Below are 14,143 nucleotides of genomic sequence, written 5' to 3' on the forward strand. Positions count from 1 at the left end.
CATCGTTCACTTTGGGCTTGCTCCCCGGAAAGACCCGTGCGGGCCCCTCGGGCGTCCCGAGGGACCAAACCTCGAACCATCGAACTTTCAAGGACTTTCCGGCGCAGGCTTCGAGCGCTCGGGGACGTTCCGTGGCGGAAGGTTCATCCGGCCGAGCCTCGGCCGCTTGCCCGTGGGCGCCGGGCCCGCCCGCCCCCCGTCCTTCGGGTCGGCGCAGCAGCGGAAGCCCACCTGGTAGAAGCTGAACCGCTCGTTGTGGGTCGAGGTGATCGGCCGGCAACGCGCGCGGTTTGGCCCCCAGTAGCCGCCTTTCAAGGACGATCGGTAGGGCGCTTCGAGGCGCTTGCCCTGGGTGTTGTCGACCCACTCGTCGACGTTGCCCGTCATGTCGTGCACGCCGAAGGGGCTGACGCAGCGGTGCATCTCACCCGACGCGACGCGGCGATCGAGCCGGTCGACCTCGTCTGCGATACGCCGAGGATCCGAGAAGGCGTCGAAGTCCGGCGGCTCGACGGGCCGGTCGATGTTGCAGGCCTCGGCGTCGCGCTCGGCGCCGTACGGATACGGCCACATGCCCGGGCCTTCGCAGGCGAACTCCCACTCCTCGACGGAGCACAGGCGCTTGCCCTCGACCTCGCAGGCGCGCCGCGCCTCGTTCCAGTCGGCCATGACCGCGGGCTTGACGCCTTCCATGTTGGGGTACTCGTAAACGTCGATGCAGAAGCGCCGGCGCTCGAGCCGGCCCTCGCAGAGGACCTCGGGGCCGAAGCGCTCGCACACGTCCTTCACGTCTTCGCGATACTTCAAGCAACGATGCCCGACGAACGGGCAGTAGATGCCGTCGACGAGCACCATGCCGGGTCCGCACGCCGTCGCGCTCTCCGGGCTCACTTGCACGTACGAGGGCGGCGGCGGTTTTTCCTTGGGCGTGGGCGCAGGCGGAGGAGCAGGCGGCGGAGGCGCTTCGATGGAGGCTGGCGCGGAGGCAGACGCCTGCGTCTCGCGTCGCTCGGCCGCGCGAGGCGAGAGAAGCAGCGCCGCGAGCCCGAGCGAACCCGCGAGCACGAGCGGGAAGACGACGACCTCGCGGGACTTCACCCGTCCTCACGCTCGCGATCGATCCACGGCTTCGGCGGCGATACCTCCACGCCGTCGATCGTGTCCGCGCAGCAGCGGAAGCCCACCTGGTAAAACGTGAACTTCGGTCCGTGCGTCTTCGTCGAGAGCCGACAGGTGTTGCGCACCGGGCCCCAGTAGCCGCCGTTCAGCGTCGAGGGCTGGTTCGTCTCGGGATCGTCGGCGAGGTTGTCGGTCCACTCGTCAACGTTGCCGGACATGTCGTACGCGCCGAACGCGCTGATGCACGCGGGGTGCGAGCCGATCGGATCGGCCTGCCAGAGCCGCGCGATCTCGGCCTCGCGCGTGCGCTCGTCGATCATCGCGTTCACGTCGAAGGGGATCGCGGCGCGATCGACGTTGCACGGGCTCGGCTGGCGCACGAAGCCCCACGGGTACGGCAAGCGCTTCGGTCCCTCGCAGGCGAGGGTCCACTCGGAGCGACGGCACAGCCGTTTGCCCACGGACTGACAAAGTTCTTTGGCCTCGAACCAATTCACGTAGACGCGCGGGCTCTCGCCGACGCGGTTCGGCCACTCGTGACGATCGATGCAGTACCGACGCGGATCCGGCTCGCCGCGGCACGGCACCCCGCGGACGTACTCGGCGCAGCCATGGCCGAGCTCGCTCGATCGACGGCCGCAGCGGTACTCGAGCTTCGGGCAGAAGTCGCCCTCGACGAGCGCCATGTCGGCCGGGCAAGCCGCGCGAACGGCCGGATCGGCGGAGAAACGATCGGCCGGCGTGAACGCGGGCGCCGCGGGATCCTCGGGCGTGGGCGCATCGGCCGCGCGCGGGGACGATGCTCTCGGCGAAGGCGTCGCGGGCTCGGATGCGGCACGCGCAGCCGAACGGAACGACACGGCCGAAGTGCTCGCGACCAAAGCGAGGCCGCCGACCACGACGCCGACGCCCACCGAAATGATCACGCTCCTCGTCGTCGTACCCACGAGCTCTGCAGGGCTTCTCGATCGTCGCCCGTCATGCAAGTAGAACCGAGGAACCGCGAGGGGGAAAAATTTCGAGCGAGCAGGCGCGGCGCGGTCGTCCCTTCGTCGTGGAAATGCGGGGATCGCCCAGGGAAGCGGTTGGTCCGCGTCGGCCGATGGGAGAGCCGGGAGGCCATGGACAACACGGGAGCCCCAGCACGATGAGCGTGCTAGGTGTCGCGAGTCCATGGATCGCCTGGTCATTCGCGGCGCTCGCCAGCACAACCTCAAAGACGTCAGCCTCTCCCTCCCGCGGGACCGCCTGGTCGTCATCACCGGCCCGAGCGGCTCGGGGAAGTCGTCGCTCGCGTTCGACACGATCTACGCCGAGGGACAGCGACGGTACGTGGAGTCCCTCTCGGCGTACGCGCGCCAGTTCCTCGAACAGCTCGCCAAGCCGGACGTCGAGTCGATCGAGGGGCTCTCGCCCGCGATCGCGATCGAGCAACGCGCGCTCGCGAAGAGCCCGCGCTCCACGGTCGGGACCGTCACGGAAATCTCGGACTATCTGCGCCTGCTCTTCGCTCGCGTCGGCACGCCGCACTGCCCGAGCTGCGGCGCGCGCATCGAGGCGCAGACGGTGCAGCAGATCGTCGATCGCATCCTCGGCCTCGGCGAAGGCGCGCGCGTCACCGTGCTCGCCCCGATCGCCCGCGCCCGCCGCGGCGAGCTCAAGCTGGAGCTCGATCGCCTCCGCCGCGAAGGGTTCGTTCGCGCGCGGATCGATGGAGAGGTCGTGGATCTCGGCGACGAGATCGTCCTCGATCGGACGAAGGCGCACGACCTCGACGTGGTGATCGACCGCATCGTGGTGAAGGAGGGCGTGAAGGGCCGGGTCACGGACTCGGTCGAGCTCGCGCTGAAGCTCGGCGAAGGGCGGCTGCTCGCGGATCCTTCGACCGAGCGATCGCGCGCCGAGCCGATCTGGATGAGCGAGCGCTTCGCCTGCATCGCCTGCGGCATCTCGCTGCCGCCGATCGAGCCGCGGATGTTCTCGTTCAACGGCCCGCACGGCGCCTGCCCGGCGTGTGACGGCATCGGGTTCCGCACGCGGATCGATCCGGAGCGCGTCGTGCCCGATCCGAAGCGCACGCTGCGCGAGGGTGCGATCGTCGCGTGGGGGCGGCGCGGCTCGCTCGCGCTCTCGACGGAGACCGAGCGTGCAGTGAGCTCGCTCGGCGTGAACCCCGACGTGCCGTTCCGTGATCTGGCGGAGGCCGATCGAAAAGCGCTGCTCTTCGGCGCGGAGGCGACCGCGGCGAAGGGGCGGAAGAAGGCGAAGGAGGGCTACGAGGGGATCGTGCCGCGGCTCGAGCGGCAGCTCGAGCAGGGCGACGGCGTGATCTCGGGCGAGGACGACGACGATCTGGACGACGACGTCGCGGGCTCCGAGGACATCGGCCGGTACGCGGTCACGCGCGTGTGCGACGTCTGCAAGGGCAAGCGCCTGCGGGCCGAGGCGCTCGCCGTGAAGATCGCGGACAAGAACATCGCCGACATCGGCACGATGGCCCTGCGCACGGTGCGCTCGTTCCTCGAGACGATCGCGCACAAGGATGGGCCGCTCCAGCCGCGCGAGCGGGCGATCGCGGAGCCTTTGCTCCGCGCGGTGATCGCGCGGCTCGGCTTCCTCATCGACGTGGGCATCGACTACCTCACGCTCGATCGATCGGCGCAGACGCTCTCCGGCGGCGAGGGACAACGCATCCGGCTGGCGACGCAGATCGGCGCGGCGCTCGTGGGCGTGCTGTACGTGCTCGACGAGCCGAGCGTGGGCCTGCACGCGCGGGACAACGCGCGCCTGCTCGAGGCGCTGCGCAGGCTCGTGGATCTCGGCAACAGCGTGGTCGTGGTCGAGCACGACAGGGACGCGATCCTCGCGGCCGATCACGTGGTCGACATGGGGCCTGGCGCCGGCGTGCACGGCGGCAAGGTCGTGGCCGAGGGGACGCCCGCGGAGATCGCGAAGAACCCGCAGTCGGTCACCGGGCCCTGGCTCTCGGGCGACAAACACCTGCCGATCCCGACGAAGCGTCGCAAGGGCGACGGGCGCGTGATCAAGCTCGTCGGCGCGCGCGCGCACAACCTCACCGGCGTGAACGTGGAGATCCCGGTCGGCGTGCTCTGCGCGGTCACGGGCGTCTCGGGCTCGGGCAAGTCGAGCCTCATCGTGGACACGCTCCTGCCCGCGGCGCGCGCCGCCCTCTACCGCACGAGCGCGCCGATCGGCGAGTGCGACGGCATCGAGGGCCTCTCGCACATCGACAAGGTCATCTCCATCGACCAGGCGCCCATCGGGCGCACGCCGCGCTCGAACCCGGCCACGTACACCGGCGTCTTCAGCTTGCTGCGCGAGATCTACGCGGGTTTGCCCGAGTCACGCGCGCGCGGCTACAAGGCCGGGCGCTTCTCGTTCAACGTGAAGGGCGGACGCTGCGAGGCGTGTCAAGGCGATGGCGTCCTCCGCGTCGAGATGCACTTCCTGCCGGACGTGTTCGTCACGTGCGAGACCTGCGGCGGCAAACGGTACAACCGCGAGACGCTGGAGGTGCTCTACCGCGGCATGTCGATCGCCGACGCGCTCGAGCTCACGGTCGATCAGGCGATCGAGCAGTTCGAGGCGATCCCGCGTGTGCGCGAGCGTCTCCTCGCCCTCGCGCGCGTCGGGCTCGGCTACATCCGGCTCGGACAACCGGCGACGACCATCTCCGGCGGCGAGGCGCAACGCGTCAAGCTCGCGCGGGAGCTCGCGCGCAAGGCCACGGGGCGCACGCTGTACGTCCTCGACGAACCCACGACGGGCCTGCATTTCTCGGACATCGAGGTGCTCATCGGCGCGCTGTCGAGCTTGCGCGACGCGGGGAACACGGTCGTGGTGATCGAGCACAACCTCGACGTCGTCGCGTGTAGCGACTGGGTCATCGACATGGGGCCGGAGGGGGGCGAGCGCGGCGGGTTCGTCGTGGCGTGCGGGCCGCCGGAGCACGTGGCCGGCGTCCCGGAATCGCATACCGGGCGCTACCTGCGCGAGGTCCTCGAATCGGGGCGCAAGCGGCCGGGGAAGCGCTCGAAGTAGAGACAGCAGCGACGGACCTGGGGTAGCGCCCCGCCCGAGCGGGGCGCGTAGGGGGTTGGCTTAGCCAACCCCCTGAAACAAGAGGGTTCGGCGAAGCCGAACCCCCTGCCCCAAAAGATCAGCCGTAGTCTTTCTCGGCGCGCTCCTGGTCCTCTTTGCAGCGGATGCAGAGGCTCGTCTCGGGGCGGGCTTCGAGGCGCTTCTGCGCGATCTCTTCCTCGCACTCCTCGCACTGACCGAACGTTCCGTCCTCGATCTTGATGAGGGCCTTCTCGATCTTGTCGAGGAACGACTTCTCCCGGCCGCGGAGCCGGAACGTGAAGGATTGCAGATACTCGCTCGACGCAAGATCCATCTCGTCGGGGAGATCGCTCGCGTCGAGGGCCATGTCCTCACTCAGCGTCTGCTTTGCTTTCTTGACGATCTCGTCCCGCTTCGCCTCGAGCAAAGCCTTGAACTTCTTGAGCTGGGCCTTGTTCATTGTGCAATTCCCTCGACGTGTCGCCCTTCGGGTGCCCCCCGCCTCATGCAATCCGGGCACCTCGACGAAGTACGGCTAGAGACGGACGAATGCCGTCCATTTCCGGCCCTCCCGTGAAGGAGGGGGCGGAAGGCTAGGCGACGGATTCCCTGACGTCAACCACGGTCGAGACCGGCCGAGATGCGTGTTTGACGACGTCCTCTCGACGTGGGACAAAACCTTCCACCTTGCTGGAATTCGACATCAACCGAAAAACGAGTGAACCCCGCGATGCCGCCACCGTCATCGTCATCCGCGACGGGGTCCAGGGGCTCGAGGTCTTCTGTGTGCGCCGCCACGCGAAGTCCGCGTTCATGGGCGGGGCGCTCGTCTTTCCCGGCGGAAAGGTCGATCCGTCGGATCTCGATCCAGCCTGGGAAACCGCGGCGACCGCAGCGGACGCGCGGGTCCTCTCGATGGCCACCGAGCGGGCGAGCGCCCTCGGGCTCTGCGTCGCGGCGTGCCGGGAGACGCTGGAAGAGGGGCGGATCCTCCCCGTCGCCCCCGCGGCCCTCGGCCCGGAGCTCGACGCGATGGCGGCCGAGCTCGCGGCCGGGACGCGGCTCTTCGACGCGCTCGCCCGGCGCGGAAGGCGCCTCTTGCTGGACACGCTCGTCCCGTTCGCGCGGTGGGTGACGCCCGAGGCGGAGTCCCGTCGGTTCGATGCTCGCTTCTTCCTGCTCCCTTTGCCCGAGGGACAGGAGGGACGGCACGACGATCACGAGACCACGATGAGCCTCTGGGCGCGGCCGTCGGATGTCCTCGACGCCGCGGCGGAAGGGCGTTTCTTTCTCGCGCCGCCCACGTCGCGCATCCTGGAATTGCTCGCGGGCGAGCGAGACGTGCACGGTGCGCTTGCCCTCGCCAGTCGCCAGTCGCTCCTGCCGATCTGTCCGGTGTTCGTCCCGGGCGAGGGCGACGCTCCGCCTTTCATCGCTTTGCCCGGTGATCCTGCACACTCCGTGAGGGAACGGTGGGTCGCCGGGCCGAGCCGCTACGTCCTGCGTGATGGCCGTTTTGCTGCCGAGGACGCGCACGAGTTCGGCAAAGGATTCGCTTCTCCCGATGTGCCGGGGGTCGAGACGAGCCTCGACGAGCGGGACGTTGCGACTTCGGTGGACGATGGGGGTTCGGGGACTTAGCTCCCTTTTGTCGGAGCTAACGCCCCCGAGAGAGTGGACTGGGCCGAGGAGGCCGGAAGTCATGGAAGCCAAAGAAAACACGACGCCGACCACGACCACGACGACGACGAACCAGCCGGAGCTGTTCACCGCGAGCGACGTGGCGCGGTTCTGCCAGGTGGATCTGAAGACCATCCACAACTGGGCGGACAAGGGGGAGATCCGGCACTTCCGGACGCCGGGTAGGCACCTGCGCTTCCGGAGGCTCGACGTCCTGGATTTCCTGCGGAAGTACGGCTACCCGATCCCCGAGGTGCTGCGCCTCGGCAAACCCAAGGTCGTGGCCGTCGACGACGATCCGGTCGTCCTCGCCTCGCTGCGCAAGGCCCTGAGCAAGCGCTTCGAGCTGACCACGTTCCAGGATCCGTTCGACGCGCTCGTGGCCGTCGGCAGCATCCAGCCCGACGCCATGGTCTTCGACGTCCGGATGCCCGGGCTCGACGGCGTGAAGTGCCTCGAACGGCTGCGGTCGATCGACACGACCTCCCACATCCGCTGCATCGTCTACTCGGACGCCGAGGAGATGAAGAAGAACGCGACGGAGGCCGGGGCCTACGACTTCATCAAGAAGGGCGAGGCCGCGGAGCTGCGCGACTCGCTGGAGCGGCTGATGGGCCTCGAAAGGGAGTGAGGCGGGCGGATCATTTGCCTTCGCGGTAGGCGCGGATCGCGTTCGCCACGGCGTCGGCGAGCTTCTGCCGATAGTCGGCCGTGGCGAGGCGGGCCTCGTCGTCCGGGTTCGAGATGAACGACGTCTCGAACAGGACGGCGGGCATGTCCGCGCCGACGAGCACGAAAAAGCCCGCGGTCTTCGTGCCCTGATCCTTCGTGTCCGGCCAGCGCACGCCGAGCGACGCGAGCGTGGAGCGCTGGAGCAGATCGGCCACGTGGCGCGACCGGGCCATGAGGTCGCCTACGTCGAGGTTCGACGCGATGAGCGCCATCTCCTCGTCGATGGAGCGCGCATCGCCCTCGCCTCCAGTCTTGCGCGGACGGGAGGCGTTTTCCCGAGCCGCCACGCGCATCGCGAGGCCCTCGGGATCTCGCACGCGATCGAGCGAGAACGTCATGGGCCCGCGCGCCTGGCCGTTCTCGGACGCGTTGCAGTGGACGGAGACGAAGAGGTCCGCGTGGAACGCGTTGGCCCGCGCGGTGCGGAGGTCGAGGGGGACGTACGTGTCGTCGTCGCGCGTGAGCATGGTCTCGATGCCGAGCTCACGCGAGACGATGGTCGCGGCGCGGTGCGCGATGTCCAGCGTGACCTCCTTCTCCTTGAGGCCCGTGGGCCCGACGGCGCCGGTGTCGTTGCCGCCGTGGCCGGGATCGAGGACGACACGACGCACCTCGCGTTTGCCCGAGGCGTCCTGTTCGTCCTTCCGAACCGGCGGGCGCGTGCTCACGTCGATGACGATGCGGAACGGGTCGGGTAGGTAGAAGACGCGGCGATAGAGCGAGGCGGCGAGGTCGAGGACGACGCGGGTGTTGCCGCCCTCCTGGGCGCCGAGGCGGACGCGACGCACGACGCCGCCGACCTCGGTCTCGCGCGGGACGCCCTTGGCGCTCGCGCGGGCGATGTCCACGAAGACGCGCGCGTCCTTGCCTGCGGCGGCGTCGGCGCCGAGGGTGCCGACCTGGAAGGTGGTCGGGCCACTCAGATGGATGACCACGCGGCCGCCCTTCTCGGAGCCGAAGGGTTCGAGCGAGACGAGCTTCACCGGCTCCTTGGCCGCGGTCGCGTCACGCGGGGTCACGACGACCTGCCCCTCGGACGCAGCCTGGTTCGAGGAGGCGGACGATGGGGGCGCGGACTCGGGGGAGACGGCGCCCGAGGGCGGCGGGGAGGCGGCGAAGGCCGACGGGGACGGCGCGCCACGCGAGGCGGCCTCCGAGGCGAGATCTCCTTCCCGTTCGAGGGCGCGGAGCGCGTCGGCGCGGGGGCGATACGCGGACGACATCGCGAGAGAGCGTTCGAGCGCGGCGTGGCAGGGCGTGCGCGGGGCGAGGACGGCCTGACGGCGCGAGGCGAGGTAGGTCTCGCGGTAGGAGACGGCGGCGTCGCGGGCGAGATCACCGGCGAGCAGGGCACGGCGGCGATCGGCCTCGCAGCCTTGGGGGGTGCCGGCGACGGCGCTCGCGGCGGCGGCGTAGAGCTCGAGGGCCTCGCGGGCGTCGGCCTCGGCCTGGTCGAGGCGGAAGGAGCGGGCGCGCAGGTCCGCGGCGAGCATGGCGAGGGCGGCGCCGCGCTCGGTGCGGCCGGCGCGGGAGGAGGCGATGGCGACGGCGTCGGCGAGGGCGACGACCTCGGCGCGGGGCGGGAGCGTCGCGGCGGGGTCGAGGAGGGCCTGGGCGCGCTGTTCGTCGCTCGGGGGCGGCGCGGGTGGGCTCGACGCACCCGAGCCGCAGCCGAGGAGCGGCGCCCCGAACGCAAAAACAAAAAGGATCGCCGCGGCGCGGAGGGCGGAGATACCATGGCTGCGCTGCACCGCGGTACGCCGGTGGACCGCGAACGACGGGGCAGCGCCCGCGGCGACCCCACGCGTCGCGGGGCCCGAGCACATCTTCCGGAGGATCCCCGTGTCCGACTCCACGCCCACCTCGATCCCTATCTACGCCGACCGGCTCTCCGGCGAGAACTTTGCCGACGCGACTGCGATGGTCAACGCGTATCTCCGCCGCTACGTCGCGAAATACCTCCCGGCGAGCGAAGCGGGTCACGAGGGGCACGTGCTCGACGACGGCGGATATGCCCACGTGCAACGCGGGGCGGTCACGATCGGGATCAACGTGCTCGAACGGCAGGGCGTCCTGATGATCTTCGCGCCCATCATGGCGGTGCCGACGCGGGGGCGAGAGGGCTTCTACCGGAAGCTGCTGGAGCTCTCGTTCGTGCGCACGAGCGACGCGGCGTTCGCGATCGACGCGGCGCGCGACGACGTGGTGGTGCGGTGCCTGCGGCGCCTGTCCGCGCTCGACTACGAGGAGTTCGAGGACATCGTGACGACCGTGGGGGACGTGGCGGACGAATGGCAGAACAAGCTCGTCGCCGAGTTCGGGGGAAACGAAAAGCCGGCCTCCGCGTTCGGCGACTGACGCTCTCCGCCCCGCCTCCACGATCGACGCCGCTGCGTTGCCGCTCGCACGCGACGGGTGATACGTTCTTCGTCTGGTCATGACTGTCCAAGAACCCCAAGCGAAGCCGCGAGTCCCCACGCCGGACGAGCTGGATCGACTCGCGCTGCAGTACAAGCCGTCCTGGGAGCAAGACGCTCCGAAGGCGGCGCTCGCGCCCGAGATCGCGGCGAGTCCGGTCGTGGCCCCGCCGCCGGTGCCGGCGCGCGCCGAGGCGCCCGCCCCGCCCGCGGAGAATGGTGCGGCGAAGACGAACGGGGCGGCCGTGCCCCACGTGAACGGCGCGGCGAAGGTCGATGCGCCGAAGGTCGACGCGCCAAAAGCCGACGCTCCAAAGGTCGATGAAGCGAAGGTCGACGCTCCGAAGGTCGACGCTCCGAAAGTCGATGAAGCGAAGGTCGACGCGCCGAAGGCCGACGCGCCCAAAGTCGATGAAGCGAAGGTCGACGAAGCCAAGGTCGACGCGCCGAAAGTCGACGAGGCCAAGGTCGACGAGGCCAAGGCCGACGAAGCCAAGGTCGACGAGGCCACGCTCGACGAGGCGAAAGCAGAAGAGCCGAAGGCGGACGAGACAAACGCCGTCGAAGCGAAGGTCGACGAAGCGCAGCCTGCCGCGGAGAAGGCCGAAGCGGTGCCCGCGCCCGCGGCAGCGCCGCCTCCCGTGGACGAATCGAGCCTCTCGCGCATGGACGCCGCGATGGCCGACGAGCCGCCCGAGATCCCCGTGAGCGGCCCGCCGAAGGGGATGTTCGTGAAGGTCGCGATCGCGCTCGTGGGCCTCGCCGGGCTCGCGTTTGCCGCGAAGGGCATCTTCGGCGGCTCGGACAAACCCACGCCGCCGCCCGTCACGACGACCGCAACCGAGGCGCCGAAGCCCGCACCGAGCCCGACGCAAAACGCCGCGCCGGCCCCGACGGAGGCGATGGAAGCGCGTCCCGTCGAGACCGTCACCACGCCTCCCACGCCGGAGCCCCCTCCCCCGACGCCGACGGCCACCGCGACGACGGCCCCCACCAGCGAGCCCGCAGTCGCCTCGACGACGCCGAAGGTCGAACCGCCGAAGATCGAGCCGCCGAAGGTCGAGCCGCCGAAGGTCGAGCCGCCGAAGCCCATCGAAACGGCTGCAGCCACCACGAAAAAACCCGCTGCATCTGCACCGACGACCGCAAAAACTGCGGCGCCCAAACCTCCCGCTACGACAGCTCCGAAGCCCGGCGGCGGCATCATCCGCGAGACGCCGTTCTGAGCGCTCGCTAATCGCTTGCCCGTGCCCTCCTCGGGGTGCGAAGAATGCCCCAACGAAGATCGCATCGCCGGCTGCCGCGATGCACCGAGGGTTCGATGAAGACACGCGCTTGCGCCACCGCCTTGTTCCTTTCGCTCACGGTCCCTGCCCTCCTCGGCGAGGCCGGGATCGCACCCGACCTCATGGAAGCACGCGCGTTCGCGCAGGCCGACGCCGTCACCGAGGTCGCTCGTCAACGCTACGAGGACGGCGTGAAAGCGTTCGACGCCGGTCGCTTCGAGGACGCGCGCTCCGCGTTCCTGCAAGCCTACGCGCTGAAGCGTCACCCCGCCGTGCTGCTCAACCTCGGCCAGAGCGAGCTGCGCTCGAACCACCCCGAGGACGCGGGCATGCACCTGCAGCAGTTCCTCCGCGACATGCCCTCGGCCTCGCCCGATCAGAAAGCCGCCGCCGAGAAGGGCATCGCCGAGGCGAAGAAGAAGACCGGGCACATCGTGGTGATCGTCGACGCGAACGGCGCCGACGTGTCCATCGATGGAACGAGCTACGGCAGGTCGCCGCTGCTCAACGTGATCTTCGTCAAGCCGGGCGCGCACACGGTCACCGCGACGTACGGCGGCAAGACCACGACCACGAAGGTCGACGCGAAGCAAGGCTCGGCCACCGCGGCAAACCTCGTGCTCGGCGCTGGCGGCGCTGCATCGCCTCCGCCGCCTCCGCCGCCTCCGCCGCCCCCGCCGCCGCCTCCGGCCGCAACCCCGACGCCGGCGACGACGACCACGACGCCCGCCGCAAACCCGTACGGATCGCAGGCGAGCACGGGCACGCCGCCCGCGGGCACGACGACCGCGAGCTCGGGCCTCCCGCCGGTCGAATCGGGCGTGGGCACGCCGCAAGGGCCGGACGGCAGCGCCGACACGACGACGGGCACGCGTGAGCCGTTCCTGAAGTGGTACACGCACAAGCCCCTCGCGTGGGTTGGCTCGGGCGTCGCGGTGGTCGGCCTCGGCCTCGGCATCGGCTTCTCGATCGGCGCGAGCGTCGCGAGCGGGAAGGCCGATCAGCACGCGGCCGAGATCCGCACGTTCGCCGCGAACGATCCGAGCACGAACTTCGGCAAGAACCCGCCCTGCGGATCGACCGAGGAGGCCGGCAGCGATCTGGCGGGCTACGAGCAGGCCTGCGGCGTGCTGCGCAAGGATCTCTCGGACTACGACACGAACGTCATCGTAGCCACGACGGGCTGGGTGCTCTTCGGCGTCGGCGCGATCGGCACGGGCGTCTACGCGCTGCTCGACTGGTACCTGCCGAAGAAGAGCTCGACCACGGGTTCGAACGACGGCCCGCGCGTCCTCGCCATCACGCCGAGCGTCTCGTCGACCTATCAAGGGCTCGGCGTCGTCGGCACGTTCTGAGACGGTCTCGCCGTCGCTCCCGCGGCGCGCAGGAGGTCCCGCATCGTCGATCGCGGGACCGCCGCGCGCCGCGCCGCTTCACTCGTATTGCCACCCGCTTCCTCGAACAACCGTCGCGCGTCGTCGGGACGAAGCTTGACGCGCCGTCCGCCGCGCTCCGCGAGGACCGACGTGACGTGCTCTGCCTGGATCACGCCCGGCGCACGTACGGCCGCCTGCACGATCACGTTCCGGAGCTCGCGCACGTTGCCCGGCCACTTCTCCGCGCGCAGCGCCGCGAGCGCGCCAGGCGAGAGCTCACGGGGGCCGATCTCGGAGGTCGCGAAGAGGTGCATGCAGAGCGCCGCGATGTCCTCGGTGCGCTCGCGCAGCGGCGGCACACGCACGAAGCACACCGCGAGCCGCTCGTACAGATCCGCTCGGAACTGCCGCGTCGCCACCATCTGTTCGAGCGGCTCACACGTCGCCACGACGAGTCGCACGTCGACGGGCGTGACCGTCTCCGCTCCGAGCGGTCGCACGATCCCCTCCTCCACGACGCGCAAGAGCTTTGCTTGCACGTCGAGCGGAAGCGACGCGATCTCGTCGAGGAAGAGGGTGCCCTGGTGCGCCTCGCGGAACGCGCCGCGCCGATCGCGCAGCGCACCCGTGAACGCGCCGCGCTGATGGCCAAAGAGCTCCGACTCCGCGAGCTCACGCGAGATCGTCGCGGCGTTCAGCGCGACGAACGGTTTTCCCTTGCGCCGGCTCTCGTCGTGCAGCGCGCGCGCCACGAGGTCCTTGCCCGTCCCCGACTCGCCGCGAATCATCACGGGCAACCTGAGCGGCGCGAACCTGCGCACCGAGCCGCCGAGCCTTCGCATCGGCGCGCTCCGCCCCACGAGGAGCGAGAGCGGCGCACCCTGGTGCGTCTCCATCGCGCGCGCACTTCCCTCGACGCGCACGACGGCGCGGCCAAGCTCGACCGTGCTCCCCACCGACAGAAAGGCCCGCGCGACGCGCGTGCCCGCCACGCGCATCCCATTGCGTGACTCGAGATCGATCGCCTCGATCGCACCGCCTCGATGCACGAGCGCCGCATGGCGCGCGCTCACCGTACGATCGACGAGCCGCACGTCGACCCCCTCCCCCGAGCCGACGACGATCTCCTCGCCAAGCCCGAGCCGCCAAACCCGCTCGTTCCCGCCGTCGTCAACGCAAATCCACACAGCGCCGAGCGCCGCCTCGCCTCCGCCGATCTCCACCGTCGTGTCCCGCGAACGTTCGTTCATCACGAACGCTCCATCGACGCGAAGCGGTCAACGGTTGCGAAAAAAATCGCGCGCGGGGGCGGGGGCGAGCGTCGCGCCGGGGTTTCACCCCGGACCCCGACCAGGGGTTGTCCACCCCTGGACCCGGACCAGCGCAAGCGCTGGACCCGGGGTCGATGAACTGCGCGATGCGCAGTTCATCGAACAGGTCGAGGCAAGAC

11 protein-coding genes are annotated in these 14,143 nt (G+C 70.0%); 6 read left to right on the plus strand and 5 right to left on the minus strand.

Annotated elements, in window-relative coordinates:
- Positions 1–87: 87 nt before the first annotated feature.
- Both QHF83_RS47490 and QHF83_RS47495 read right to left on the minus strand, forming a co-directional pair.
- Positions 88–1,098, minus strand: a complete 1,011-nt coding sequence (locus QHF83_RS47490; RefSeq protein ID WP_282424772.1) for an SUMF1/EgtB/PvdO family nonheme iron enzyme — start codon at positions 1,096–1,098, stop codon at positions 88–90.
- Complete coding sequence (locus QHF83_RS47495) at positions 1,095–2,045, minus strand: SUMF1/EgtB/PvdO family nonheme iron enzyme (RefSeq protein WP_282424773.1); 951 nt, start codon at positions 2,043–2,045, stop codon at positions 1,095–1,097. Before QHF83_RS47495 ends, QHF83_RS47490 begins: the two co-directional genes overlap by 4 nt.
- Positions 2,046–2,292: 247 nt before the next feature.
- Here QHF83_RS47495 and uvrA point away from each other — a divergent pair, with 247 nt between their 5' ends.
- A complete protein-coding gene (gene uvrA / locus QHF83_RS47500; RefSeq protein WP_282424774.1) occupies positions 2,293–5,181 on the plus strand; it encodes an excinuclease ABC subunit UvrA in 2,889 nt (962 codons plus the stop codon).
- 118 nt (positions 5,182–5,299) lie between these two features.
- On the opposite strand, the gene QHF83_RS47505 is transcribed toward uvrA, so the two are convergent.
- Positions 5,300–5,662: a TraR/DksA C4-type zinc finger protein gene (locus tag QHF83_RS47505; protein ID WP_153817702.1), complete on the minus strand. Its 363-nt coding sequence runs from the start codon at positions 5,660–5,662 to the stop codon at positions 5,300–5,302.
- 227 nt (positions 5,663–5,889) lie between these two features.
- On the opposite strand from QHF83_RS47505, the gene QHF83_RS47510 reads away from it, so the two are divergent.
- Both QHF83_RS47510 and QHF83_RS47515 read left to right on the plus strand, forming a co-directional pair.
- The gene (locus tag QHF83_RS47510; protein ID WP_282424775.1) at positions 5,890–6,843 is read left to right on the plus strand and encodes a hypothetical protein; all 954 of its coding nucleotides are present in this window, start codon (positions 5,890–5,892) and stop codon (positions 6,841–6,843) included.
- A gap of 61 nt (positions 6,844–6,904) precedes the next feature.
- A complete protein-coding gene (locus QHF83_RS47515) occupies positions 6,905–7,513 on the plus strand; it encodes a response regulator (RefSeq protein ID WP_272427004.1) in 609 nt (202 codons plus the stop codon).
- Between the two features lie 10 nt (positions 7,514–7,523).
- Here the strand turns inward: QHF83_RS47515 and QHF83_RS47520 are convergent, their stop codons facing one another.
- Positions 7,524–9,470: an N-acetylmuramoyl-L-alanine amidase gene (locus QHF83_RS47520; RefSeq protein ID WP_282424776.1), complete on the minus strand. Its 1,947-nt coding sequence runs from the start codon at positions 9,468–9,470 to the stop codon at positions 7,524–7,526.
- On the opposite strand from QHF83_RS47520, the gene QHF83_RS47525 reads away from it, so the two are divergent.
- From QHF83_RS47525 to QHF83_RS47535, 3 genes are all read left to right on the plus strand, one after another.
- Positions 9,457–9,972: a YbjN domain-containing protein gene (locus QHF83_RS47525; protein ID WP_282424777.1), complete on the plus strand. Its 516-nt coding sequence runs from the start codon at positions 9,457–9,459 to the stop codon at positions 9,970–9,972. The two genes, QHF83_RS47520 and QHF83_RS47525, sit on opposite strands and share 14 nt — an antisense overlap.
- Positions 9,973–10,051: 79 nt before the next feature.
- Positions 10,052–11,257 carry a hypothetical protein gene (locus QHF83_RS47530; RefSeq protein WP_282424778.1) on the plus strand — a complete coding sequence of 402 codons (1,206 nt, stop codon included), beginning with the start codon at positions 10,052–10,054 and terminating at the stop codon, positions 11,255–11,257.
- A 95-nt stretch (positions 11,258–11,352) separates the two neighbouring features.
- On the plus strand, positions 11,353–12,672 hold the full coding sequence (locus tag QHF83_RS47535) for a PEGA domain-containing protein (protein WP_282424779.1): 1,320 nt from the start codon (positions 11,353–11,355) through the stop codon (positions 12,670–12,672).
- Here the strand turns inward: QHF83_RS47535 and QHF83_RS47540 are convergent.
- Positions 12,642–13,943: a sigma 54-interacting transcriptional regulator gene (locus QHF83_RS47540; RefSeq protein ID WP_282424780.1), complete on the minus strand. Its 1,302-nt coding sequence runs from the start codon at positions 13,941–13,943 to the stop codon at positions 12,642–12,644. The two genes, QHF83_RS47535 and QHF83_RS47540, sit on opposite strands and share 31 nt — an antisense overlap.
- Positions 13,944–14,143: the final 200 nt, after the last annotated feature.

The sequence above is a fragment of the Polyangium sp. 15x6 genome, from assembly GCF_029960785.1.
Taxonomy (GTDB): Bacteria; Myxococcota_A; Polyangia; order Polyangiales; family Polyangiaceae; genus Polyangium.